Here is a 25935-nt window from a genome sequence, read left to right as displayed (position 1 = left end):
TTTTCAAATCAGCGGAACGTGCCTTTCCGCCCGCATTGCCGCGTCGTTCGTCGTTGCAATAGCAACGGCTATTGCGCCTCCTCTCTCCTTGCCCTGCGGGCGGAAAGGCACGTTCGCAAGCCCGTTATCAGCGTGAACAGGCCACTAGAGCGCACCCGAATTTCAAGCGCGCTTCGGGATCAGGTCTGCGCCGTCACCGCGCGCGGCTCGCTCGTCGCGCCTTCGCACTGAATGCGCGAGACCAGCATCAGCGCGCATGCCAGCGTAATGAGCACATGCACGATGCCCAGTGCGACCACCGACAGAATGCTGCCGGTGGCGCTCAGGAGGAACTGGCCGAGAATCGGCGTCGTGCCCGCGAACACCATGCCGCAGATCTGGTACGCGAGCGAGATGCCCGTGTAGCGCACCTGCGCCGGGAAGGCCTTCGCGAGCATGCCGGCCATTGCCGCGTAATACAGCGAGTGCGGAATCGACGCGAGCGCCATGCCGAACATCGCCAATTTGGTCGAGCCCGTGGCGATCAGCGTGAACATGATCGGCAGGGCCACGATCTCGGGCACGAGCATGTAGACGACCGCCTTCCTGAGATCGAGCTTCGTGGCGAGCACGGCGCCGAACGGCTGCACGATCAACTGCACCACGATCGCGAACGTGATCACGCCGAGGAATTGCGTGCGGTCGAAGCCGATCGACGTCACCGCCCACGAAAGCGCGAACGTCGTCTTGAAGTAGGTCGCCGAGAGCGCGATCACGCAGGCGCCCACGCCAATTGCGACCAGCGCCTTGTGGTGGCGCAGCACTTCGCCGATCGGCAGCTTCACGACCTTGTTCTCCGCCTGCAGCGCCTTCATGGCCGGCGACTCGTCCACGCTCATGCGAATGAACATGCCCACTGCCACCAGCAGCGCCGACATCAGGAACGGCACACGCCATCCCCACGTCATGAACTGGTGGTCCGGCAGCGTCGAGACGGCGAGAAACGCCACGGTCGCGAGCAGATTGCCGGCGGGCGAACCTTGCTGCGCGAACGCCGAATAGAAAATCTCCTTGCCCTTGGGCGCATGCTCCGACGAGAGCACCACCGCGCCGCCCCACTCCCCGCCCATCGCGATGCCCTGCAGCAGGCGCAGGAAAACGAGCAGCACCGGCGCGATCACGCCCGCCTGGCCGTAAGTGGGCAACAGGCCCATCGCCGTGGTGCAGAAGCCCATCAGCATCAGCGTGATGATGAGCGTTTTCTTGCGGCCCACCTTGTCTCCCAGGTGGCCGAACACGATGCCGCCGATCGGGCGCGCGAGGAAGCCGACCCAGAACGACGCGAACGACGCGAGCACGCCGACCGCAGGCGAGGTCGTGGGGAAAAACAACTTGCCGAGCACGAGCGCCGCCGCCGTGCTGTACGCGTAAAAGTCGTACCACTCGATCGTTGTGCCAACGAACGAGGCGATGCCGGCCTTGCGGGCCTGGCGATGCTGGGTGTCGAGCGTGGAAGCTTCCAAGGTATGTCTCCGGATATCGATTTCGACCGCCTTGCTTCTCATGAGAAACAGGCCCCTTCGGCACATGCAGACGGCCGCGCAAATTGTTCATTCTTAGAACATCATTTCTCTTATCGAACAATCGCCGAAGCGTGCGAAATATGCGGCGCTCGCTTTACGGCGTCAATCAAGGGACAACCCGAAGTCGCGTCGAACCCGGTCAACGCGGCCGCGCGTGCGACGCCGGTGTTTACCCGTAAGCGTATTGCCAAATTTCTATCGATATGGCGATAATGTTCTCATGGATGTGAAAACTGCAGTGCGCGTCTTCGACGTGATCAACCTCTTTGCCGAAGTCCGGCAACCGATGATCTACAGCGAGATAGCGCGTCGAACCGAGATTCCGCTGTCGAGCTGCCACGCGCTGTTGCAGACGATGGTGGCCAAGGGCTACCTGTACGCGCCGGGCGTGAAGGCGGGCTATTACCCCACGCAGCGCCTGCTGCACGTCGCGCGCGACATCTGCAGCGAAGACCCGCTGACGCTGATGTTCCAGCCGCTGCTTTCCGCGCTGCGCGATGCGACCGGCGAGACGACGGCCCTCGCCACGCTGGCAGGCAACCGCGTCGTCTATCTCGACGTCGTGGAGTCGCGCCAGAAGATCCGCTACAGCGACGAGCCGGGCGGCTTCATGTCCGTCGCGAGCGCGGCCGGCAAGGCGCTGCTCGGCGCGCTGGCGCCCGCGGCGCGACGCAAGCTGCTCGACAGCTGCGAACCGCTGGCGGTCGCGCCGGGCGGCTCGTTCGTGGACCGCGCAACGTTCGAGCGCGACATCGAACAGGGCGTGGCCGACGGCTGGCATCGCTCGACGGGCGAAAGCGTCGAAGACGTGGCCGGCCTCGCGCGCGGGTTCCTGATTCATGGCGAGGCATTCGCGCTCGTCATCGGCGCGCCCAAGGCGCGTCTCCTGAAGCACGAGCAGCATGCCGTGAAGGCGCTGCTCGAGGTGTATGCGCAAATCCCGCCCTCGCTGCTGGCCGCCTGACGGCTCGCGCGCAACGTCCGGCGGGGCACGAAGCGAATCGGCCCGGCAGGCAGCGGCATAACGGAACGGTCACGGAACGGATCGCCGGCGTGACGCATCGCCGGGCCGGAGGCGGAGGCGGAGGCGGAGGCGGAGGCGGAGGCGGAGGCGGAGGCGGAGGCGGAGGCGGAGGCGGAGGCGGAGGAAGACAGCATGCGTTGGAAGAACCGGCCGAAAGGCTCGAACTGGGGCGACTTCGGTCCCGACGATCAGTTGGGCCGCCCCAACCTCATCGGCGCGGAGCAGGTGCTCAAGGGTGCGCGCGAAATTCGTGCGGGCCTGAGCTTCACGCTGTCGCTGCCGCTCGACTTTCCCGGCGGGAACACGCTCAACGCGCGCCGCCATCCGCCCGTGCTGCGCCCCACGTTCCGCGATGACCTCCCCTACGTGAACTTCCCGTTCGCGCGCAGCGAGCCGAGCGCCACCGATGTGGTCAGCGACGACCAGGTGCTGCTCTCGCTGCAATATTCGACGCAATGGGATGCGCTCGCGCACGTGGGTGCGCGCTTCGACGCCGACGGCGACGGTGTGGCCGAAAGCGTCTATTACAACGGCTATCGCGCGAACCAGGACATTGTCGGTCCGATGGAATACCGCGCGGAAACCGGCTTCGCGCCGCAAGCCTGCGGCGGCGCGCACAGCCGCGCGGACGTGCTCGGCATCGAGAACCTGGCGGTGAAAGGCATGCAGGGACGCGGCGTGCTGGTCGATTTCGCCGCGCATTTCGGGCGCGAATGCCGCACGGTCGGCTACGACGACCTCATGACGGTGATGCAGGCGGACAACGTCGAGGTCGAGCGCGGCGACATGCTCGTACTGCGCACCGGCTTCGCCGAAATGGTGCTGGAAATGAATCGCCAGCCGGACGAGGCCGTGCTGGCGAGCCATTGCAGCGCGCTCGACGGCCGCGATGAGCGCCTCCTGCAGTGGATCACCGACACGGGCATTGCCGCACTCGCCGCGGACAACTACGCGGTCGAGCGCTACCCGGCGCGCGAACCCGCCACGCCGGGCGAACATCCGCTGCTGCCGCTGCATCATCACTGCCTCTTCAAGCTGGGCCTGCCGCTTGGCGAGCTGTGGTACCTGCGTGACCTCGCCGCATGGCTGCGCGAGCACAAGCGTTCGCGCTTCATGCTCACCGCGCCGCCGCTGCGGCTGCCGGGTGCGATGGGCTCGCCCGTCACGCCGGTCGCCACCGTCTGAGTTCAGTCCGCATTCCTGCGCCGCGCAATCAACATCGGGTTCCCGACATGGCTAAAGAACGAGTCTTGATCACCGGCGGCGCCGCCGGCATTGGCGCCGCGTGTGCCGCGCGCTGCGAGGCGGACGGATACGAAGCGGTGGTGATCGACCGCGTGGGCGACGGCATCGTCGCCGACCTGTCCGACACGCAGGCAACGGCGGCCGCGCTCGAGCGTGCGCTCGCGGGCGGCCCGATCACGCGCCTCGTCAACAACGTGGGCGTCGTGCTCCCTGCCGACGCCGAGCACCAGACGCTCGACGAGCTCGAGCGCGCGTGGGCGCTCAACGTGCGTTGCGCGCAGCAGTGCATGCAAGCGCTTCTGCCCGGCATGAAGGCCGCCGGTTTTGGGCGCATCGTCAACATGTCTTCGCGCGCCGCGCTCGGCAAGGAGCTGCGCACCGCGTACTCGGCCACGAAGGCGGCGCTCATCGGCATGACGCGCGTCTGGGCACTGGAGCTCGGCGGATTCGGCGTGACCGCGAACGCCATCGGCCCGGGCCCCATCCGCACCGAGCTCTTCGACCGCGCCAACCCGCCCGGCGCGGCGCGCACCCGGGCCATCATCGACGCGGTGCCCGTCAAGCGCGTGGGCACGCCCGATGACGTCGCGCACGCGGCCTCGTATCTGCTCGACGCGCGCAGCGGCTTCGTCACGGGTCAGGTGCTGTACGTATGCGGCGGTATGACGGTCGGCGTCGCGGGAGTCTGACGATGCAGGCCATCGACCACCTGGAAGCGGACTCACGCAGCAAGCAAGCCGGGCCGCAGCCCGCGAGCCGGCGTGCGGGCATTGTCGGCGCGGGCAGCATCGGCGTGGCGTTCGCCGTCGTGTTCGCGCGCGCGGGCTGGCGCGTGCGCCTGTTCGATCCCGACGAAGCGCGGCGCGCCGCGGCGCCCGCCGAGATCGCGTTGCGTCTGGCCGATCTCGCGCATTTCGCGCTGATCGACGAAAGCGCGATGCAAATCGCCGAGCGCGTCGACGTGGTCGATACGCTCGAAGCCGCCGCGGCCGATGCCGATCTGGTACAGGAATGCGCGCCCGAGCGCGCCGAGCTCAAGCGAGGTCTCTTCGCGCAACTCGACCGTGCCGCGCCCCCGCACGCGATTCTCGCGAGCGCGTCGTCGTTTCTGTCGGCATCGGAGTTCGTCGATGCAGCCTTGCCGGGCCACGCGCGCTGCCTCGTCGCGCATCCGGGCAATCCGCCCTATCTGGTGCCCGTGATCGAGATCGTGCCCGCCCCCTTCACCTCCGCGGACGCCACCGCGCGCGCCGTCGCGCTCTACGGCGAAGCGGGCCTCATGCCCGTACAGGTGAACAAGGAAGTGGCCGGCTTCATCTTCAACCGCCTGCAAGGCGCGGTGCTGCGCGAAGCGTATTGCCTGGTGCGCGACAACGTGGCATCGGTCGACGATATCGACACGGTGATGCGCGAAGGACTCGCGCCGCGCTGGTCGGTGATCGGACCGTTCGAGACCGTCGACCTGAACACGCGCGGCGGCATCGCCTCGCATGCGCAGAAGATGGGACCGTCCTACGAACGCATGGGCGCCGAGCGCGGCCAGCATGATCCGTGGACGCCCGAGCTCGTCGCGCGGGTGGCGGCCGCGCGCCGTGCGGCGCTGCCGCTCGATCAATGGGACGCGCGCGTGACGTGGCGCGACCGCCAGCTCATGCATCTCGCGCGGCACCGCAAGTTCGCCGCGCCCGCTGACGACGACTGACTCGCGTATTCGCGGCCCGCTCCTTGCACGACGTGCCGCCCCATAACGATTACGATTCGACGGAGACGACACCATGCAAAGAATTACCGCATTCTTCACCGAGTTGATGCGCCGGTACTTGCCCGATCCGTTCGTCTTCGCGATCGGCCTCACGTTGCTCACGATGGCGCTGGCCGTGGTCGTGCAGGGCCAGGCCGTGACCGCGCTCGCCACGAGCTGGGGCAAGGGCTTCTGGGCGCTGCTCGCCTTCACGACGCAGATGGCCGTGATTCTCGCGATGGGCTACGTGCTCGCCACCGCGCCGCTCACCGACCGCTTTCTGGATCGCCTCGTCTCGCAGGTGAACTCGCCGCGCATGGCCATCGTCGCCGCGACGCTGGTGGGCGGCATCGGCAGCTGGCTGAACTGGGGCTTCGGGCTCGTGGTGGGCGGCATCGTCGCGCGCAAGCTCGCGTTGCGCGTGAAGGGCGTGCACTACCCGCTCATCATCGCGTCGGCGTACAGCGGTTTCACGCTCTATGGGCTCGGCCTTTCCGCCAGCATCCCCGTGCTGATTTCGACGAAGGGGCATCCGCTCGAAGCGCAGATGGGCGTCATACCGCTGTCCGAGACGATCTTCTCGCCCGCCATGCTCGTGACGAGCCTCGTGACCATCATCACGCTGCCGATCCTGAACGCGTGGCTGCATCCCGGTGCCGGGCAGCCGGTGAAGGAGATCGACCGCGCGCTCGAAGCCGCGCCCAAATCCGCCCTGCCCGTGCTCGATCTCGACGAAAGCGGCACGCTCGCCGCCCGCCTGAACAACAGCCGCCTGCTGAGCTATGCAATCGGCGCAATCGGCATGGGCTACGTCGCGTTGCACTTCGTGCGGGGCGGCTCGATCGACCTGAACCTCATCAACTTCTTCATCCTGTTCCTCGGCATCCTGCTGCTCGGCACGCCGATCCGCTATGTCGAGAAGCTCAACGAGGGCATCCGCACGATCAGCGGCATCATCCTGCAGTATCCGTTCTATGCCGGCATCATGGCGATCATGGCGTCGTCGGGGCTCGTCGATACCTTGTCCGCGGCCTTCGTCAAGGTCGCGACGCCCGCCACGCTGCCGTTCTGGGGCTTGATCAGCTCGTTCGTCATCAACTTCTTCGCCCCCTCGGGCGGCGGCCACTGGGTCATCCAGGGGCCGTTCATGATCGAAGCGGCGAAGACAATCGGCGCATCCGTCGGCCACACCTCCACCGCCGTGATGCTCGGCAACGCATGGAACGATCTGGTGCAGCCGTTCTGGATCCTGCCGGCGCTTGCGCTTTCCAGGCTCAAGCTCAGGGACATCATGGGCTATACGGTGATCATGATGTTCTGGATCGGCATCGTCTATTCGGTGGCGATCCTCGCCTGGGGCTGAGACGAGCGTTCTCGAAACCGAGGTGCGCCCTCGTCTGCCGGAGCATCTTCAGGCGCACCGAGCAACATGCTCGACCCGGCCTCTACCCCGCATCCCGCACGACGAAATCCGCAGGTGCGCGCCGCGACAACACCAGATCGACGTTGATGAGATCGTTCCCGTCGAGCTTCGCGCGCACGCCGGCCTCGTCCATCCCGAGTTCGCGCCACCGCGCAGCGAGACGCGCGGCGAGCACCGGGCGTGGTACATCGAGCATCACGGTCACGTCGAAGCAGCGCCGCGGCGCGGCCCATGCGGGATCGTCGAACAGCAGGTAGTTGCCCTCGACCAGCACGAGCCGAACCGAAGCGGCAATGATCTCGGCGCCCGCCCGCGCGATTTCCAGCGAACGGTCGAAGACGGGCACCGCGACAGGCTTGCCGTCGTCCGCGCGCAGCCTGTCGAGCATCGCCGCAAGGCCGTCGACGTCGAACGTATGCGGCGCGCCCTTGCGCGCGCGATGGCCGCGCGCGCCCAGCACCCGGTCGTCGTAATGAAAGCCGTCCATGCCAAGCACGGCCGCCGTCTGCGGTTCGCCCCGGTTGAGTTCGTCGCAAAGCCGTCGTGCGAACGTGCTCTTGCCTGCGCCGGGCGGGCCGGCGATCGCGACGATCCTGCGTGCCGCGTTCCGCTCGCCGCGCAGATGATCGGCGAGGCCGGCGAGATCGACGGACAGTTCGACGCGCGTCGCGCCGCTCATGGCAGGCGGCTCCGTTCCGCCTGCTTCAGCGCTTCCTGCGCGGACTTGAGCTGCACGCGCGTGTACATCAGCGCGTGGGACGCGAGGTCGCGGCTGTCTTCCCACAGGTTGCGCCAGATCGCGAGGATGCCTTCGAGCGGCTGCCCGACCACGCGCGACGAGAAGCTCTCGAACGTGATCGGCCCTTGGTAGCCGCTGAACACCAGCGCGCGAAACACTTCCGTGAAATCGATGCTGCCCGAGCCGAGATAGCCGCGATGGGAATCGCCGATGTGGAAGTAGCCGAGATGGTCGCCCGTAGCGCGAATCGCCGACGTCACGTCGGATTCCTCGATGTTCATGTGATACGTGTCGAGATGCACCTTCACGTTCGGCATGTCGATCCGCGTGCACAGCTCGACGCCTTGCGACGCGGTGTTCAGCACGTTCGATTCGTACCGGTTGACCACTTCGAGCCCGAGCGTGATCCCGCTCGCGGCGGCCGTTTCCGCGACCTGCCCCAGGATGTCCACGGACATCGCGACGCCGGCGGCCGTGGTCGGCTCCGCATACTTCCGGAATGCCGAATACAGGATCCCGCACACGTGCGTCGCGCCGCAATCGCGCGCGACGCGCAGCGCGGCCTCCAGCTTGCGCTTGCCGCGCGCCGCCTTCGCCGCGTCGCCGCTCGCGATGTCGGACTCGGCGTCGAGCCCGAGCGAAAAGGTGATCCCGATGCCGTGCTTCTCCAGTTCCCGCCGCGTGAAGCCGGCGTCGATCGACTCCGGGTCGAGCGCCGCCACCTCGATGAAATCGAAGCCCGTCTCGGCCGTGTTCGCGATCGCCCGCGCGCATTCGTCGTGGCTCCACCCTGCTTCCCACACCAGTGCGTGTACGCCAAGCTTGTTCATTCACCCTCCTTTTGACGATGGCGTCCCGGGCCGCTGAACGCGGCGCCCGCCGCGCGCGCACGAACCAGGGACTGGAAAACGCCGCGCGCCCATATCCAGCGCACGAGCATCACGGCCAGCAGGAACGCCCCCCACAGCGCGGTGGCGAGGTGCTGGCTGGCGCCGAGCAGATTGAGGCCGGACGCGATCACCTGCAGGATCACGAGCGCAATCACGACGGGCGCGACGCGCCCGAAGCCGCCGAACGGGTCGACGCGCCCCAGGAAGCACGCGAGCACGGAGATCAGCAGGAACGCCTCGCCGTGACCGACGCGCACCGAATTGAAGCGCGCGAGCATCACGACGCCGGCCACGCCGCACATCAGGCCCGACAGCATGTAGATGCGCGTGATCGCGCGCGCCGTCGCGATGCCCGAATAGCGCGTCGCCTCGACGTTCGAGCCGATCATCCGCGTGACGAAGCCGAGCCGCGAGTGCGTCATCACCACGTGCCAGAGCAGCGCGCAGCCCGCGAAGATCCACAACGGCACCGGAATGCCGAGCCACAGCCCGTTGCCCATCGCGCGCACGACCGGCGGAAATCCCGACAGGTCGCCGCCGCGCGTCAGGAACTCGCCGAGCCCGCGCAGGAAGATCATCGCCGACAGCGACACCAGGATCGGGCTCGCGCCCGTGTGCGCGATGATCGCGCCGATCAGCCAGCCGGCCGCCGCGCCCGTGGCGAGCGCGGCGGCGACGCCCGCCAGCACCACGCCGGCGCCCGCGTCGGCGCCGCCGTGCGACTGGATCACCCAGGCCATCGCCAGCCCGGCGATGTTCGCGGTGAAGGTCACCGCGAGATTGAAGCCGCCGGAGATCAGCGGCATCAGCATCGCGAGCGTGAAGAGGCCGAGCTCCGGCAACTGGAACGCGATCGACACGAAGGTGCTGCCGGACAGGAACCGGTCCGACGCCGCGCTCATCGCGACGACGACGACGGCCAGGAAGCCGAGCAGGCCGGCGACGTCGGCCTGGACGAGCGGCGCGCGGACGCGCGGCGGCGTGACGTTGTTCATGAGGACACCTCGTTGCGTGACGATGCGAAGCGCGCGCCGACGAGCCGCGCAACCCCGTCGCTCGACAGCGTGATGGCGACGAGGATCACCGCGCCGACGATCATCTTGAACGCGTAAGGGGAAATGCCGAGCAGGTTCAGCCCGTTCGCGGTGATCGACACCAGCAGGATGCCGAGCACCGTGCCCAGCACCGTGCCGCGTCCGCCGCCGAGCCGCGCGCCGCCGAGCACGACCGCGGCGAGCACGTCGAGCTCGCGGCCGACCAGCGCGTTGGGCACGACCTCCTGCACCGTGTGCGCCTGCATCAGCCCGGCGATGCCGGCCATCATCCCGAGCCAGCCGAACGCGAGGTAATGCATCGCGGCGAGATCGATGCCGACGCGACGCGCGGCCTCCGGGTTGTCGCCCATCGCGTAGAGCTGGCGGCCGATCGTCGTGCGCCGCAGCAGGAACCACGTCGCGACCACCGCCGCGAACATCACCGCGACGGGCAGCGCGAGATCGGCGACGCCGCCCGGCGATGCGATCCGCAGCAGCGACACGCGCGCCGTCCACCAGTCCGGCAGGTCGTAGATCGACACGCCGCCCGTCACGAACATCAGCCCGCCGAAAAAGAGGTTGAAGGTCGCGATCGTCGCGACGATCGACACGATGCGGAACCGGTAGATGATCGTCGCGTTGAGCGCGCCGAGCAGCACGCCGAACGCCACCGAAAGCGCGAAGCCGAGCGCCCAGCTGCCGCCGCCCAGCCGCATCACGCTCAGCGCGGTCAGGTACTGCACCACCGATGCGCCGACCGCGAACGAAATGTCGATGCCGCCCGCGATCAGCACGATCAGCAACCCGACCGCGAAGATGATGTTGACCGCGCTCTGGTTCAGCAGGTCGAACAGGTTGGACAGCGTCAGGAACGTCGACGTCGAGAGTCCGAGGCCGACGGCCATCATCGCGATAACGGCGATCAGCACCGCCTCAACCGTCCCGATGCCGGTTTTGCGCAGGTCAGGCATGGACGTCTCGCTCGATCTGTTCGATGGGCGTGCCGCGCGGCACGTACTCGGCGACGATGCGTCCCGCCCGCATGTGCAGGATCCGGTCCGCGTTGAAATAGACTTCGGGGATCTCGTCGGAAATCAGCAGGATCGCCATCCCCGTTTCGGCGAGCCGGTGGATGATCGCGAAGATGCCGGCGCGCGCGCCCACGTCGACGCCGACCGTCGGCGAATCCAGGATCAGCAGCTTCGGGCGCGTCGCGAGCCATTTCGCGAGCACAATGCGCTGCTGGTTCCCGCCCGACAGCGTCGACACCGCGTCGCCGGGCCGGCCGATCTTCACCGCGAGGCGGTCGATCCAGTCGCGAATCAGCGCATCGCGCTTGCGCGACGCAATCAGCCGCGTGGCGCCGAGCAGATCGTCGAGTACCGCGATCACCGCGTTGTCGCCGATCGACTGCGCCTGCACGAGGCCGAGTTGCAGACGGTCCTCCGACACGTATGCGATGCCGGCGCGGATCGCCTCGCGATTCGAGCGGATCGACAGCCGTCGCCCGTCAACGCGGATCTCGCCGGCATGCGGGCGCGTGATGCCGAACAGCGACAGCGCGAGCTCGGTGCGCCCGGCGCCCAGCCGCCCCGTCACGCCGACGATTTCACCGCGCCTCACGCGCAGCGACACCGCGTCGTATTCGCCGCGCCGGCACAGGCGGTCGACGCGCAGCACGTCCGGCGCGGCGGACAGATCGGTCGAGCGCACCGCGTAATCGAACGTGCGGCCCGTCATCAATTCGGTGAGCCGGGTCTGCGTCATCCCTTCGGTCGGATACGTGCCGACGTGGCGGCCATCGCGCATCACGGTCACGCGGCTGCACACGTCGAGCACCTCGGCCAGCCGATGGCTGACGAACACGACCGCGATGCCGTCCGACGACAGCCGGCGCACGATCGCGAGCAGCGCGTCCGTCTCCGCGTGGCTCAGCGACGCGGTCGGCTCGTCCATGAACACCACGCGCGCATCGGCGACGAGCGCGCGCGCGATCGCGACCACCTGCCGCTGCGCGATCGACAGCGCGCGCACCGGGCGGCCGAGGTCCAGCGCGACGCCGAGCCGCTCGAGAATCCGGCGCGCCGCCGCGTTCATCTTCCCGTAGTCGACGAGGCGCGGCCACGCGCCGAGGTTGCGCTCGAACGCGATGTTCTCGGCGACGGTCATTTCCGGGAACAGCGCGAGGTCCTGCCAGATCACCTGGATGCCGAGCGCGCGCGCACGGGCCGGATCGAGCTGCGCGACGGGCCGGCCGTCGAACCGCAGCACCGCGCCCGGCTCGGGCTGGTAGACGCCGCTGACGATCTTGATCAGCGTGCTCTTGCCACAGCCGTTTTCGCCGGCGAGGCACAGCACCTCGCCGGGCATCACGTCGAACTTCACCTGCTGCAGCGCGCGCACGCCGCCGAACGTCTTCGACACGTTGTCGAGCTCGAGCAGTGCGGGCGAAGGGGCTGGAATCATGGCGATGCGTCTCCGGTGCGATCGGGATCAACAGGGAAGCCGGGCGCGCGCCGCTCAGAGCCCCTGCTTCGCGAGTGCGTCGACCGTCTTCTCGTTGAGATCGACGAGCTGGTTGACGATCAGGTTGTGCCCGTCCGGATGCACGACGCCGAGGCCCGGGATCGCCGTGCCGTCCTTGATCGGCTGCCCCTTCGCGACCATCGTGCCGAGCGTGACGAACACTTCGCCGGCCTGTTCGGGGTTCCACATGTAGCCGCCCGTCAGCACGCCGTCGCGCACGAGCCGGCGGCCCTGGCCCGGCGAGAACGGGCCGAGCACGACGAGCTTGCCCTTCGCCTGCCGCTCCGCGACCGCGCGCGCCGCGCCGATCGGGCCCTGGCTGCCGAACGCGAGGATCGCCTTCAGGTTCGGATGCGCGCGCATCAGGTCGAGCGCCGTCTTGCGCGACGCGTCGACATCCTCGGCGACGCCGTAGCGGTCGCCCACCAGCTTCATGTCCGGATGGTTGGCCTTCAGATACGCGATCGCCGCATCGGCCCACGCGTTGTGCAGCGGCACCGTCAGCGAGCCGACGAACACCGCGTATTCGCCCTTGCCGCCGACCGCGCTCGCCAGCTTCTTCGCATACGCTTCGCCGAAGCCCTGCGCGGACGCCAGCTCGAAATTCCAGTCCGCGTTCTTCTGCTTCGGCGATTCGTGCGTGATGACCTTGATGCCCGCCGCGCGCGCGCGTTGCAGCACGGGCTCGAGCACCTCGGCGTCGTTCGGCACCACGCCGATCACGTCGACGTGCTGCGCGATCAGGTCCTCGATCGCGCGCACCTGCAGCGCCGGATCGGCGCTCGTCGGCCCGACCATGAACGCCTTCACGCCGAGCTGCTCGGCGCGCTTCTTGATGCCCGCATCCATCGCGTTGAACCACGGAATCCCGCCGATCTTCACGACGACTCCGATCACGGGCTTGTCGGGCGACGCCCACGCCAGGCTGCTTGCCAGCACGCACGCGACCACGCCCGCGCACATCGTTCGCACGAAGTTGATTGACATGTCTCCTCCATTGGATGGCGACCGCCTTCGCCGGACCCGGCATGACAGCGGTTTCGGCCGTTGCTGAATCCATTCAGCAGCAACGTTCGCGTATGCTGAATCCATTTAGCGTCGACGTGAAGCACAGGAAAACCCTGATAATGGAATCCGTGGCCGATCGACTACCGTCGGCATCAGACAAAATCAGTACACGAGGGGAGCAGAGGCAGATGGCCCGCACGAACACCGGACGCAAGTCCACGATTTACGACATCGCGAAGGCGACCGGCTCGTCGACGTCCGCGGTGAGCATGGTGCTGAACGGCACGTGGGAGCGATACCGGATCAAGGAGGAAACCGCGCGGCGCATTCTCGACAGCGCGCAGGCGCTCGGCTACCAGGTCAACCTGAGTGCACGCGGGCTGCGGCTGTCGCGCTCGGGGCTGGCCGGCATGATCATCCCCCACTACCGCAACCGCTTTTTCGCGGGACTCGCGGAAACGTTCGAAGACGAAGCGCGGCGCCGCGGCCTGTGCCCGATCGTCGTCGGCACGCAGCGCGATCCGGCCGTCGAGCTGCACGTCACGCAGACGCTGCTGTCGCAGCGGGTCGAATGGCTGTTCGTCACCGGCGTGCGCAACCCGACGCCGCTCAACGCACTGTGCGCGGAGGCTGGCGTGCCGTCGATCAACCTCGACCTGCCCGGCGAAGGCGCGCCGTCGGTCGTGTCGGACAACCGCGGCGGCGCGCGTGCGCTGACCGACGTGCTGCTCGACAAGATGCTCGCGCGCGGCGATGCGCCGGACGAATTGATCCTGCTCGGCGGCTTCGCCGGCGAATACGCGACGGACATGCGGATCGCCGGATTTCGCGACGCGTTCGAGGCGCGGCGGCTGAAGCAGCCGTCGCCGCATGCGATCGAATGTTGCGGCTACGGCCCGACGGCCGCGCGGCAGGCGCTCGCGCGGCGCTACGAGACGCTCGGCCGGCTCCCGGCCGGCATGCTGATCAACTCGCTGACCGTGCTGGAAGGGCTCGTCCAGTTCGCGTCGGAATTGCCGTGGGACATCTGGCAGCGCGCGGCGGTCGGGTGCTTCGACTGGGACCCGTTCGCCGCACGCCTGCCGTTCGACGTGACGATGCTGCGTCAGGACGTACAGCGGATGATCGCGGAAGCGTTCGCGCTGCTCGACGCGGGCACTGCGGGTGATACGGCGGGCCATCAGGTCGTGATGGTGCCGACGCGCTTCATGCGCACGCTCGGCGACGATGCGCGGACGGCGGATGACGAGGGCGCGAGCTGAACGATGCGGCGTGGCATTGTTGTGCACGGCAAGCAGGTGTTCGCCGATTCGTCGCGCCGGGCCCGTGTGCGGTTTCCGGGTCCGGCGCGAGAATCGCTACGCCTGCCGCGCGCTTACTTCACCCACGCAAGGTAATACGACAGCCAGATCGTCAGCGCGGCCCCGACCAGCGCCGCATACGGCGCGAGATTGAGCCACACGCTGCGCTTCGGCACCTCGAGCTCCATGTCGTGCTGCATCTGCTCGGGGAAGCGGCCGCGATCCTGCCAGTAGTGGCGGTAGAGGAACACCGGCACGATCAGCAGCATCGCGATCAGCCCGTTGCGCAGCGTGCCCTCGCCCTGCAGGTTCGCGCCCGCGCCGACGTACACGAGGTTCGCGTAGCCGCACAGCGAGCCGGCGACGAGAAGCCACGTCGGGCAGCGGAACGGCCGCTCCCAGTTGCCGCGGTCCATCCGGTGAATCCAGCCGGACTGCAGGTTCAGGAATACGAACAACATGTAGCAGACGTTCGAGATCGACAGCACCGTCATGTAGTCCGACATCATCAGCAGCACGAGGTTGAAGCCGAGATCGGTCCACATCGCGCGCGTGGGCGAGCCGTGCTCGTTCACGTGCGACAGGTACTTCGGCAGCCAGCCGTCCACCGACGCCTGGTACAGCGTGCGCGACGAGCCCATCATCGACGTCATCACGATCAGCAGGATCGACAGCATCAGCATCACGACGACCGCGTTCGCGACCCACGCGCCGCCGCCGACGATCTTCGCCATCGCGGCCGCCACGCCGGTGCCGTCGCCGATCGCCGGATCGAGCATCGCCTGCGTGCCGAGCGCGCCCTGGAACGCCATCGGCACGAGCGTCATCACGACCAGGCACAGCGCGCCCGACCAGAAGATCGCCTTCGCGGTGTCGCGGCGCGGATCGCGGAATTCGCGCGTGTAGCAGACGGCCGTTTCGAAACCGTACGACGCCCAGCCCGCCATGAACATCGCGCCGAGCGCCATCACGACGCCCTGCCCGTTCCACGAGCCGAACGTGGTCGCGCTCAGGTTGCCTTGCGCGTCATGGCCGAGCGGCAGCAACGGCAGCAGGTTCGACATCGGCACGTCGCCGGTCACGAACGGCACGATGCCGACGATCAGGAGCGGCGTGAGCGACGCGATGCCGAGAATGCGCTGCGTGCGCGCGGCCTTCGACGCACCGCTGTGCTGCAGCTTGAACGTGATGAGAAGCAGGATCGTCGCGATGATGAACGTCGCGTTGATCCGCAGGGACAGGCCCGGCTTGATGAAGCTCAGGTCTGCTATCTTGAGCTGCCAGTGCAGCACCGCCGCATCGGCGGGAAAGAGGCTCGTCAGCGCATAGCTCGCCGCGAGACCGCACCCGAGTGCGAGCATCGGCGACCACGCGAGCCAGTTGCACCACACGGATACCGGGGCAATCAGTTTGCTGTAGCGCACCCAGCCGATCGCGCCGTACACCGACGCACCGCCCGATTTATGGGGAAACAGCCCGGAAATTTCCGCATAAGTCGCGCTTTGGATCAGCCCCATCGTGATCGCGGCGATCCAGATCGCCCACGCAGGCTGGCCGATCGTCGCGCATACGCCGCCGATCGTGAACAGCACGCCTGCCGGCACGCCGCTCGTTACCCAGAATGCGTCCTTCCACGTCAGGCCACGATGCAGCGTGTGGCCTGTCGAATCATGTGAGATGGTTGCCTCAACACCACTGGTGCTATTCGCACGCAGTCCTGCCTGACTCATCCAAATCCTCCTGTGATGACTCCGCACAAGTGGCGCAGTGTAACAACTTTTGCGCGTTTTTGCAGAATCGGAAAAATAATTCCGGGATGTGACGCCGGTTCCGCTTAAATGATTCGGAATCCTGCTCGTCACTCCCGGATATCGTTTTTATGATTTCGTGAGACGAATTACTGCGCGCCTTCCGTCCATGCATTCACGCGGTCCGCATGGGCTGCGATCCACGCATCGGCGGCGGCGTCCGGCTTCGATCCGTTCTGGATCGCCAGCATCACGCTGTCGATCTCGCCCGGCTTCCACTGGAATTTCTTCAGGAATGCGACCACCGGCTTCGCCTTCGTTTCGAGGCCAGGATTCGCGACGCTGTCGACGTGCTCCGCACCGCCGAACACCTTCTTCGGATCCTCGAGGAAGCGCAGCTTCCACTTCGCGAACATCCAGTGCGGCGCCCAGCCCGTGACGATCACCGGCTTGCTCGCATTGACCGAACGCGCCAGTTCCGCCGTCATCGCGCTGCCCGAGCTCGGCATCAGCGAGTAGCCGAGGCCGTAGTTCTTGATTGCCTCGTCGGTCTTGCGCATCACGCCGGCACCGGCGTCGATCCCGACGATGCGGCCGCCGAAGTCGGCCTTCTCGGCGTTCAGGTCGTCGATGCTCTTCGCCTTCACGTAGGCCGGCACGATCAGGCCGATCTTTGCGTCGTTGAAGTTCGCGCCGAGATCGACCACCTTGGTCTTGTACTGATCCCAGTACGAGCCGTGCGTGACCGGCAGCCATGCGGACAACGTCGCGTCGAGGTCGCCGCGCGCGACGCCCTGCCACATCACGCCGGCCGCGACCGGCACGAGCTGCACCTGGTAGCCGAGCTTCTTCTCGATGATGCGCGCGGCGACGTTCGACGTCGCGACGCTGTCGTCCCAGCCTTCGACATAACCGATCTTCAGCGTGGGCTTCGTGTCGGCGAGCGCCGATGCGCTCAACGCCACCATTGCCGACAGCGCGCCGGTCCACAGCAGTTTTCCGAACAACTTCATGGTCGATCTCCTTTGAATCGGGCGCGAATGCCCCCATGCCTCTCTAGGTTCTTCAACCACAATTCCGCGGTATCGTTGTTTTCCGACGCGCGCTTGCCCAGCCGCGACGTCGGCGGCTACTTACTTGTCGATCACGAGATCCGAGAGCGGCTTGCTGCAGCAGAGCAGCACCATCCCCTGGTCGATCTCGCGCTGGCGAATCCCGCCGTTGTGCTTCATCTCGACCTGCCCGGACACGAGCTTCACCTTGCAGGTGCCGCACATGCCCTGCGTGCACGACGCGGGCAACCGCACGCCCGACTGGCGTGCCGCGTCCAGCACGTGCTGCTCGGAGCCGCACGCGATCTCGCGGTTGCTCTTCGCGAAGCTGACGGTGAACTGCGTCGTCGCCGCGCCGCCGTCGCCGTTCGTGGCGGGTGCAAGATCGGCGGCCAGCTCGGCGCTCGCCGTCTCGGCAAGCGTCTCGAACGAGAAGCTCTCCTCGTGATACTGCTTGCGGTCGAACCCGGCTTCGTCGAGCAGGTCGCGCACGGCCTTCATGTAGGGCGCCGGGCCGCACGTGAAGATCTCGCGCTCCATGAAATCCGGCGCGATCAGCTTCAGCAGCGGCAGCGTCAGGAAGCCCGTGACGCCCGGCCAGTTGGTGCGCGCGCCGACGCGCTCGACGACGAACGACGCACGGAAGTTCGTGTGGTTCGACGCGATCAGGTCGAGTTCGCGCGCGAAGATGATGTCGTCCGGCGTGCGTGCGCTGTGCACGAACACGATGTCGCGATCCTCGGCGAGATCGTGATGCGCGCGGCTCATCGACATCAGCGGCGTGACGCCCGAGCCCGCGGAAAGAAACAGGTACTTGCGCGCCGGATGCCGCGCGCAGGTGAACTCGCCGGCCGGGCCGAGCACGCGGATCGGCGCGCCCGGCTGCAGGTTGTCGTGCAGCCAGTTCGACACCTTGCCGCCCGGCACGCGCTTGACCGTGATCGAGATCGTGTGCGGCCGCGCGGGCGACGACGAAATCGTGTAGCAGCGGTTGATCGTCTCGCCGTCGATGTCGAGCTCGAGCGTGATGAACTGCCCCGGCTCGAACGAGAACGCACGGCCCTGCGGCGAACGGAAGAAGAAGCTCTTCACGTCGTGCGTTTCCTGCCGCACGTGGCAGCACACCAGCGTTTCCTCGACGTCGCTCGTCCAGCGCTCGGGGAGCGCGTTCCAGAACGCCGGGCGCGTCACCCGGCTGTCGGCCGGCTCGAAATTCGCCGCATCTCGCATCATGTCAGCCTCCGCCGGGCCGCCCCAAGGAGGCTGACCGCCCCCTCGGGGGGCAGTGAACGCAGTGAGCGTGGGGGTTGTTTCATCAGTGACTCCGCTTGTTCGCCTGCTATGTGCTATTCGCCGGTGTGCTCGGCGAGCCGGCCGATGTACCAGGCCGAGAACTTTTCGACGAGACCTTCCGTGTACGGCGAGTACGGGCCCGGCTCGTACGCGCTGCTGTTCGCGCCGCGCTGCGAGAACTCGACGAGCGCGCGGTCCTGGTCGTTGGTCGCGTTCCACACGGCCGTGAGGTTCTTCACGTCGTAGTCGATGCCTTCCTTCGCATCCTTGTGCACGAGCCACTTGGTGCGCACGAGCGTCTTGCCGGCCGACAGCGGGATCACCGAGAACGTCACGATGTGGTCGCTCATGAAGTGATGCCACGAGTTCGGCTGGGTCCAGAAGGACAGGCCGCCGAGGTCCGCCTGGCGGAATTCGCCGAGCAGCTTCTTCGACGCGACCTTCGCGTCGAGCGTCTGCGATTCGCCGCTGCGGTCGAGCGGCAGGCGCTGCGTGCGGAAGCCCGTCACGTCGGCCAGCTTCTCGATCTCGACCGACGGCAGGCCCATCTCGGCCCATTCCTTGCCGCGCCGCACGCAGGTTTCCGCGAACGCGTCCATGCCCTCGGCGTTGGCCTCTGAGCGTTGGTAGCCGAAACCGTATTCGTACAGCGAGATCGTCAGCTCAGGATGGTTCGCGACGCAGTGGTAGCACTCGCGATTGTTCTCCATCGTCAGCTTCCAGTTGCCTTCCTCGATGATGTCGATCTGCGCGGCGATCTTCGTGTTCGGCAGGTCGTGCGGCAGCAGGTACGGCTCCATCGCCGCGCGCAGCTGCGCGAAGTCGGCCGGCGGCTCGTCCGCGAGGCAGATGAAGATCAGGCCCGCGAGGTTCTGCACGTGCACCGATTTCAGGCTGTGCTTGCAGCGGTCGAACTGCTCGCCCATGTGCTCGGCGAACATCAGCTGGCCCGTCAGGTTGTAGGTCCAGCTGTGGTACGGGCACACGATGTTGCCGACCGAGCCTTTGTCCTCGTTGCACAGCCGCGCGCCGCGGTGGCGGCACACGTTGTGGAACGCACGGATCTCCATGTCGTCGTCGCGCACGATCAGGATCGAGTCGTTCCCCAGTTGCACCGTCAGGTAGTCGCCCGGCTCGGGCACGTCGGGCTCGACCGCCACCTGGATCCAGTGCTGTCGGAAAATCGCCTCCATGTCGAGCGCGAAAATGTCCTCGCTCGTGTAGAACGGCGCTTCCAGGCTGTAACCTTCCTTCCGCCGCTCGATCATTGCACGAATGTCTGCCGATACTTTCATCGTTTGCTCCGGATTCCTTGCATCCCAGTGTGGTTGCCGACAGGCATCAAAAATCAGTAGTCGATGAGCTGATGCTCGCGCAAATACGCGAGGATCACTTGTGCTTTTTCGACCGAACTCCCTTCATTTACGACGTTCCCGCCCCGGCTTTCGGTGGTCGTCGCCGACAGCATCCGGGCATGCCCGGAGCGCTTTTCGGCGGCGGCCAGCTTGACCGGTTTGCGCTCGATCGCGCCGACCGTCCAGGCGCCCGCTTCGGTGTCCCGGCCGGGCGACACGCGCACCGGACGCACCGTGCCGGCCTTCAGCCGCGCATACGCATAGCGCGGCTGCGCATTGGCGAGCGGATGCACGGCGACCACCGCCGGCAGCGCCGCATCGACACGCCGGCGCAGCCCTTTCGGCAAAAATTGCCGGACGGACGCGCGGCCCGCGTCGATCGTCACGTCGACGGCCGAGCCGACCAGCGGATAGCCGAGCGCCGCGGCGACCTGATACGGCAGCATTCCGGTGTCGTACGCGCCCTCGGCGCGCGTGCCGGTCAGCACGAGGTCGTAGCCTTCGACGCGCGCGGCGAGCGCGCGCGCGGCATCGTCGCCGTCGCGGCAGGTCAGCACCTCGACCTCGCGTGCGCCGAGCGCCAGGTATTCGGCGAGCGCCGGGGTCAGCGGGTCGCCCGCGTGGATCACGTCGAGCTGCGAGTGATGGCGCTCGGCCAGCGCGCGGCCGATCTCGAGCGCGGCCGCGTCGTTGCGGCTGTAGCGCGGCACGCCGCTGACCGGATGCCGGCCGACCGACACCAGCACCGCGATGCGTTTCAACAGTCGGGGGGCATTCATGCGGCGACTCCTTCCGGTACGTGGTTGCCGACGGCTGCCGGCGATTGCCCGCGCGCCGCGCGCGCGGCCTGCACCTGCTCGATCAGCGCGGCGATCGTCGCCTGCGCGTCGCCCACCACGGTCAGGTTCGCGCGCTTCGCGATCGGCGCGCTGCCGTCGAGGTTCACCGCGATCACGTGGCGACAGTCCTTGATGCCCTGCAGGTGCTGCACCGCGCCCGAGATGCCGAACGCGATGTAGACGCTCGCCTCGACCGTCTTGCCGGTCGCGCCGACCTGCTTGTCGCGCGTGAAATGGCCGTTGTCGACCGCCACGCGGCTCGCGCCGATCGCCGCGCCGAACGCGCCGGCGAGCTGCTCGAACGCGCCGATGTCGGTCACGCCGTTGCCGGCCGACACGATGAAATCGGCTTCCTCGAGCGCGACCCGCGCGGCGTCGAGTTCCTCGAGGCCGAGATCGCGACACGACGCGCCCGCGCCGGACGCCGGGCGGATGAAATCGCCGGCCAGGCGCTCGCCCGCGCCGACGAACGGCAGCTTCGCGTCCACCGCGTTCGGCGCGAGCAGGATCACGTCCGGCAGCGCGCGGGCCGCGAATGCGCGCCGCGCCTGTGCATAGGCGCCGACGTGTTTGGCGTCGATCTCGACGACGTTCGTCGCGACGCTCGCCCCGGCCGCCGCCGCGTAGCGCCGGCCGAGATCGCCGTCGCCCGTCGCGTTGTCGGGCACGAACACGTGCTTCGGCGCAAGCGCGGCGACACATGCCTGCAAGGCCTGCAATTCGCTTTCGGGCGCGAACGTGCGGCGATCGAAGCCGGCGAGTTCCACCAGCTTGTCGACGCCGAGTTCGGCCACGTCGTCCTTCAGTTCGCCGAACGCCAGCAGCGCGACTTCCGTCTGAGCGTCGGCGAGCAGCGCGGCGGCGGCCACCGCCTGGCGCGCATGATCGTCGAGCGCGCCGCGTTCGCTGTGCGCCACCACCAGCAGCACGTGCTTCGGCTCCTGCACCGCGCGGCGCGGCTTCGCGGCGGCTGCCGCGTGGCCGTGCGCGGACCAGTGCGCGGCGCTCGCGTCGGCGCTACCTTCCTCGCCCAGCGTGATGCGCTTCAGGCCCGCCGCCGTGATGATGAACGGCCGGCGCGGATCGATTCGTTTGATCGTATTCATCGATTCACTCACTCCAGCGACGCAGCGACGAGTTCGGCCACGTCGAGCACGTCGGGGCGCGGGCCCACGACGCCTTCGAGCATTGCCGTGCAGTTCGGGCAGCCGACCGCGACCACGTCCGCGCCGATCGCGCGCGCGTCGGCGATGCGGATGTCGGGAATGCGCTGCTTGCCGGGGATGTCGGTCAGCGGCGCGCCGCCTCCGCCGCCGCAGCAGCGGCCGCGCATCCCGTTGCGTTCCATCTCGACCACCTGGATGCCGATCGCCTTCAGCAGCTTGCGCGGCGATTCCGTCTCGCCGTTGTAGCGGCCGAGGTAGCACGGGTCGTGATACGTGGTGCGCTTCTCGCGCAGCGCTTCGACGGCCTTCGGCGCGATCTTGCCGCGCTCGGCGAGTTCGGCGAGATACGTCGTGTGATGCTTGACCGTCACGCGCAGGCCGAGCGCGCGGTATTCGTTGCGCAGGCTGTGCATCACGTGCGGATCGGCGGTCACGATCTGCTTGTACGACAGCGTGGACAGCGTGCCGATCAGGCGCTTCGCGAGCTCCCGGAACGTCGCCTCGTCGCCGAGACGGCGCGCGACGTCGCCCGTATCCGTCTCGTCGCCGCCGAGCACCGCATAGTCGACGCCTGCCTTGTTCAGCACCTTCACGAACGCGCGCAGCGTGCGCTGGTAGCGCATGTCGAACGCGCCTTCGCCCGCGACGAACAGCACGTCGACCGGCTTGCCCGGCTGTGCGACCGGCGCGTTCAGGTCCACCGACCAGTCGTAGCGCGCGGCCGTGTCGTAGCCGCCCATCGTGCCCGTCTCGCGCAGGTTCGCGAGCACTTCCGCGCCCTTGCCGGGCACCGTGCCGTGCACGAGCGTCTGGTTGCGGCGCATGTCGACGATCGCATCGACGTGCTCGATCAGCATCGGGCACTCCTGCACGCACGCGCGGCAGGTCGTGCACGACCACAGCGTCTGCGCTTCGATCAGGCCCGACACGATCGGGCCGTTCGGCTCGCCGCGATGCTGGCCGACCGCGATGCCCGGCGTCGGGCTGCCTGCGTAGGCCGCGTCGCTGCCGCCCGCCATGCCGACCACGAGATCCTGGATCAGCTTCTTCGGGTTCAGCGGCTGGCCGGATGCGAACGCCGGGCACGCGGCTTCGCACTTGCCGCACTGCACGCACGCGTCGAAGCTCAGCAGCTGGTTCCAGCGGAATTCCACGGGCTTCGCGACGCCGTATTCCTGCTGCTCGATGTCGGGCAGCTTCAGCGCGGTCGGCGGCGTGGCGGTGCCGTTGCCGGTGAACGATTCGCGGGTCGCCGCGAAACGCTCCTGGCGCGGATGGAACGCGAGATGCAGCAGGCCCGCGATCGCGTGCTTCATCGGGCCGCCCTTCGCGGCACCGAACGTCATCGCGAACGCGCCGACGCCGATCAGCACCGCGCAGAGCACCGCGAACGCGCCGGACATCGCGCCGGCCGGCACCAGCGTGTACAGCGTGAGGCCGAGCGCGAACGCGCCGAGCAGCCAGGGCAGCGTATTCCACGGGCCTTTCGACAGCCGCGCCGGCACGTTGCGCGCATGGCGGCGGCGCCACACGAACACCGCGCCGACCAGCATCGCGAGCGCCGCAAGGAAGATCAGCTTGTCGAGCCACGGCGAGTAGATCGCGAGGCCGTAGTTGACGAACACCAGCGCCAGCGCGGCGATCGCGCCGCCGGCGGTGGCGACGTGCGTCTTCGCGATGTACGGGTCGCGCGCGACCACGTGGTGCAGGTCGACGAAATAGCGCTTCGGGATCGCGAACAAGTTCGCGACGCCGAACGCGCCGGGCGCGGTGGCGCGGCCGAGACGCCAGTACGACGCGCGCTTCGCGACCGCGAACGCGAGCCCGGCCACCGACAGCCACAGCAATGCGGTAATGAGGAAGGACGGATTCATGGCGTCAGAAATCCTTCACGAGACGCAGCGAGTCGTAGATCGCGCCGTGGACGTTGTGCATCGAGATGCAGTCGCCGACACGGAACAGCAGGAAGCGGCCGTTGCCGAGTTCTTCCGACAGGCACGGCTGCGGCTCGGCCGCGAACAGCGTGTGCGGATCGATCTGGCCGCGGTTCAGCGATTCCGGCTTCAGCTTCCAGTACAGCTCGTCGTTCGGCGACGAACCGTTCTCGATCACCACCTGGTCGACGGCGCGCTCCTCCAGTTCCTCCGTGTACTCGTTGCGCAGCACGGCGATCTTCTTGCCGTCTTCTTCATAGACGCGATCGAGCATCGTGTTCGGCGTGGGGATCACGCCGAACGCATACAGGCGGCGATAGAAGATCGGGAAGGTCGTGCCGCCGCAATCGTCGGCCACCTTCACGTCGGGCGTGACGACCTCGACCTTCGAGCCGCGGCTCGCCATGAAGTCGGCCACGCCCGCGCCCGCATGAGTGCTCACGCCGTCGAACAGCAGCACGTTCTGCTTCGGTTCGACCTTGCCGGTCAGGATGTCCCACGAGCTGACGGCCAGGCCCTCGGCCACGCCCCAGCCCGGCACCTGCCAGGTGAAGCTCGAGCCGCCCGTCGCGAGCACGACGATGTCCGGCTTCTCGGCCATGATCATCTTCTCGTCGGCGGCCACGCCGAGGCGGCGGTCGACGCCCAGGCGCTTGGTTTCCATGTCGAACCAGCGGATGATCCCCGACATCTGCTCGCGCTGCGGCGCCTTCGCGGCGATCATCACCTGCCCGCCCACTTCCGCGTTCTTCTCGAACAGCACGACGTCGTGGCCGCGCAGCTTCGCGACGCGCGCCGCCTCGAGGCCCGCCGGGCCGGCGCCCACCACCACCACCTTGCGCTTCGGGCCGCGCGACTTCTCGATGATGTGCGGCATCGTCGCTTCGCGCGAGGTGGCTGCGTTCTGGATGCAGAGCACGTCGAGGCCGTTGTACTGGCGGTCGATGCAGTAGTTCGCGCCGACGCACTGCTTGATTTCGTCCTCGCGGCCGTCGCGGATCTTGATCACCATGTGCGGATCGGCGATCTGCGCGCGCGTCATGCCGACCAGGTCGATCATGCCGGTGGCGAGCAGGCGCTCGGCCTGGCCCGCATCGCGGATGCTCTGCGCGTGCATCACCGGAATCTTCACGACCGACTTGATGCCGGCCGCGAGGTGCACGAACGGCTCTGGCGGCAGCGCCATCGGCGGCATGCAGTTGGCGATCGTGTTGTGCGTATCCCCGCCGGAACCGACCACGCTCAGGTAGTCGATCAGGCCCGTCTCCGACATCGCCTGCGCGATTTCCTTCAGCGCTTCGTGATCGAGGCCGTCCTCGTGGAATTCGTCGCCGCACATGCGCAGGCCGACGCAGAAATCCTTGCCGACCGCCTCGCGCACCGCCGTCAGCACCTCGATGCCGAAGCGCAGGCGGTTCTCGAGGCTGCCGCCCCATTCGTCGGTGCGATGGTTCGAGCGCTTGCTCCAGAACTGGTCGATCAGGTGCTGGTGCGCCGCCGAGATCTCGATGCCGTCCATGCCGGCAGCCTTCACGCGCTTCGCGGCCGCCGCGAAATCGCCGATGATGCGGCGGATTTCCTCGATCTCGATGATCTTCGCGTTGCCGCGGTGCACCGGCTCGCGCACGCCCGACGGCGACATCAGGTGCGGCCAGTGCTCGCCATGGAACGACGAGCGGCGGCCCATGTGCGTCGCCTGGATCATGATCTTCGCGCCGTGCTTGTGCATCGTGTCGGCCAGGCGCGTGAGCGGGTCGATGATCCTGTCGTTCGACAGGTTCACCGATTTCCACCAGCCCTGCGGGCTGTCGATCGACACGGGGCTCGACCCGCCGCAGATCGCGAGGCCGACGCCACCCTTCGCCTTCTCTTCGTAGTAGCGGATGTAGCGGTCGCCCGGCAGGCCGCCCGGCTCGGCATACACCTCGGCGTGCGCGGTGCTGACGATCCGGTTGCGCAGCGTCAGCTGGTTCAGCTGCATGGGTTTGAACAGGTGGGGATAACGCATCGCAGGCGACCTCTGGCGTTCGTGTGTCTCGTGTTGCGGGTGTTGTT

Annotated in this window: 21 protein-coding genes; 6 read left to right on the top strand and 15 right to left on the bottom strand. The window is 67.6% G+C overall.

Features of this window, described 5'->3' with window-relative positions; all coding sequences use genetic code 11:
• Window positions 1-179 precede the first annotated feature (179 nt).
• Entirely contained in the window at window positions 180-1502 is a 1323-nt protein-coding gene (locus tag ABFO07_RS18145; protein WP_059921658.1) for an MFS transporter, read from the bottom strand.
• 280 nt (window positions 1503-1782) lie between these two features.
• On the opposite strand from ABFO07_RS18145, the gene ABFO07_RS18140 reads away from it, so the two are divergent.
• The 5 genes from ABFO07_RS18140 to ABFO07_RS18120 all read left to right on the top strand — a co-directional run bounded on the left by ABFO07_RS18140 (window position 1783) and on the right by ABFO07_RS18120 (window position 6935).
• On the top strand, window positions 1783-2526 hold the full coding sequence (locus ABFO07_RS18140; protein WP_059801728.1) for an IclR family transcriptional regulator: 744 nt from the start codon (window positions 1783-1785) through the stop codon (window positions 2524-2526).
• A gap of 192 nt (window positions 2527-2718) precedes the next feature.
• Window positions 2719-3771, top strand: a complete 1053-nt coding sequence (locus tag ABFO07_RS18135) for a cyclase family protein (protein ID WP_059884638.1) — start codon at window positions 2719-2721, stop codon at window positions 3769-3771.
• Window positions 3772-3818: 47 nt separating this feature from the next.
• Window positions 3819-4520, top strand: a complete 702-nt coding sequence (locus tag ABFO07_RS18130) for an SDR family oxidoreductase (protein ID WP_059801732.1) — start codon at window positions 3819-3821, stop codon at window positions 4518-4520.
• 2 nt (window positions 4521-4522) lie between these two features.
• Window positions 4523-5533 (top strand): 3-hydroxyacyl-CoA dehydrogenase, encoded by a 1011-nt coding sequence (locus ABFO07_RS18125; RefSeq protein ID WP_347469374.1) that lies wholly within the window; start codon window positions 4523-4525, stop codon window positions 5531-5533.
• A gap of 73 nt (window positions 5534-5606) precedes the next feature.
• Window positions 5607-6935 carry a short-chain fatty acid transporter gene (locus tag ABFO07_RS18120; protein ID WP_059884637.1) on the top strand — a complete coding sequence of 443 codons (1329 nt, stop codon included), beginning with the start codon at window positions 5607-5609 and terminating at the stop codon, window positions 6933-6935.
• Between the two features lie 82 nt (window positions 6936-7017).
• Here ABFO07_RS18120 and ABFO07_RS18115 read toward each other — a convergent pair whose 3' ends face one another.
• From ABFO07_RS18115 to ABFO07_RS18090, 6 genes are read right to left on the bottom strand one after another with little or no spacing between them, the layout of a single operon-like run.
• Window positions 7018-7674, bottom strand: a complete 657-nt coding sequence (locus tag ABFO07_RS18115) for a nucleoside/nucleotide kinase family protein (protein WP_347469373.1) — start codon at window positions 7672-7674, stop codon at window positions 7018-7020.
• Window positions 7671-8564: a sugar phosphate isomerase/epimerase family protein gene (locus tag ABFO07_RS18110; protein ID WP_060148672.1), complete on the bottom strand. Its 894-nt coding sequence runs from the start codon at window positions 8562-8564 to the stop codon at window positions 7671-7673. The genes ABFO07_RS18115 and ABFO07_RS18110 overlap by 4 nt, the downstream gene beginning before the upstream one ends.
• A complete protein-coding gene (locus tag ABFO07_RS18105) occupies window positions 8561-9619 on the bottom strand; it encodes an ABC transporter permease (RefSeq protein WP_059801740.1) in 1059 nt (352 codons plus the stop codon). Before ABFO07_RS18105 ends, ABFO07_RS18110 begins: the two co-directional genes overlap by 4 nt.
• Window positions 9616-10620, bottom strand: coding sequence for an ABC transporter permease (locus ABFO07_RS18100; protein ID WP_060351834.1), 1005 nt, complete (start codon window positions 10618-10620; stop codon window positions 9616-9618). The genes ABFO07_RS18105 and ABFO07_RS18100 overlap by 4 nt, the downstream gene beginning before the upstream one ends.
• A 1-nt stretch (window position 10621) precedes the next feature.
• Entirely contained in the window at window positions 10622-12124 is a 1503-nt protein-coding gene (locus ABFO07_RS18095) for a sugar ABC transporter ATP-binding protein (protein ID WP_060351817.1), read from the bottom strand.
• Window positions 12125-12178: 54 nt separating this feature from the next.
• Complete coding sequence (locus ABFO07_RS18090) at window positions 12179-13171, bottom strand: substrate-binding domain-containing protein (protein ID WP_430733070.1); 993 nt, start codon at window positions 13169-13171, stop codon at window positions 12179-12181.
• A gap of 209 nt (window positions 13172-13380) precedes the next feature.
• Between ABFO07_RS18090 and ABFO07_RS18085 the strand changes: the two genes are divergently transcribed.
• On the top strand, window positions 13381-14454 hold the full coding sequence (locus tag ABFO07_RS18085) for a LacI family DNA-binding transcriptional regulator (protein WP_059921662.1): 1074 nt from the start codon (window positions 13381-13383) through the stop codon (window positions 14452-14454).
• A gap of 113 nt (window positions 14455-14567) precedes the next feature.
• Here the strand turns inward: ABFO07_RS18085 and ABFO07_RS18080 are convergent, their stop codons facing one another.
• The 8 genes from ABFO07_RS18080 to ABFO07_RS18045 form a co-directional block, all read right to left on the bottom strand.
• The gene (locus ABFO07_RS18080) at window positions 14568-16223 is read right to left on the bottom strand and encodes an APC family permease (protein WP_059801747.1); all 1656 of its coding nucleotides are present in this window, start codon (window positions 16221-16223) and stop codon (window positions 14568-14570) included.
• A 167-nt stretch (window positions 16224-16390) separates the two neighbouring features.
• A complete protein-coding gene (locus ABFO07_RS18075; RefSeq protein ID WP_059801749.1) occupies window positions 16391-17254 on the bottom strand; it encodes a glycine betaine ABC transporter substrate-binding protein in 864 nt (287 codons plus the stop codon).
• A gap of 120 nt (window positions 17255-17374) precedes the next feature.
• Entirely contained in the window at window positions 17375-18526 is a 1152-nt protein-coding gene (locus tag ABFO07_RS18070; RefSeq protein WP_059801751.1) for a hybrid-cluster NAD(P)-dependent oxidoreductase, read from the bottom strand.
• A 113-nt stretch (window positions 18527-18639) separates the two neighbouring features.
• Complete coding sequence (locus ABFO07_RS18065; protein ID WP_059562276.1) at window positions 18640-19881, bottom strand: aromatic ring-hydroxylating oxygenase subunit alpha; 1242 nt, start codon at window positions 19879-19881, stop codon at window positions 18640-18642.
• A gap of 53 nt (window positions 19882-19934) precedes the next feature.
• Entirely contained in the window at window positions 19935-20720 is a 786-nt protein-coding gene (locus tag ABFO07_RS18060; RefSeq protein ID WP_059907518.1) for a drug:proton antiporter, read from the bottom strand.
• Entirely contained in the window at window positions 20717-21886 is a 1170-nt protein-coding gene (locus tag ABFO07_RS18055) for an electron transfer flavoprotein subunit alpha/FixB family protein (RefSeq protein ID WP_124490897.1), read from the bottom strand. Before ABFO07_RS18055 ends, ABFO07_RS18060 begins: the two co-directional genes overlap by 4 nt.
• 8 nt (window positions 21887-21894) lie before the next feature.
• Entirely contained in the window at window positions 21895-23820 is a 1926-nt protein-coding gene (locus ABFO07_RS18050; protein ID WP_060028130.1) for a (Fe-S)-binding protein, read from the bottom strand.
• Between the two features lie 4 nt (window positions 23821-23824).
• Window positions 23825-25888, bottom strand: a complete 2064-nt coding sequence (locus ABFO07_RS18045) for an NADH:flavin oxidoreductase (protein ID WP_059801757.1) — start codon at window positions 25886-25888, stop codon at window positions 23825-23827.
• Window positions 25889-25935 lie beyond the last annotated feature (47 nt).

This window comes from Burkholderia stagnalis, from assembly GCF_039848545.1.
Lineage (GTDB): Bacteria > Pseudomonadota > Gammaproteobacteria > Burkholderiales > Burkholderiaceae > Burkholderia > Burkholderia stagnalis.
This window is presented reverse-complemented; position numbering and strand designations above follow the sequence as displayed.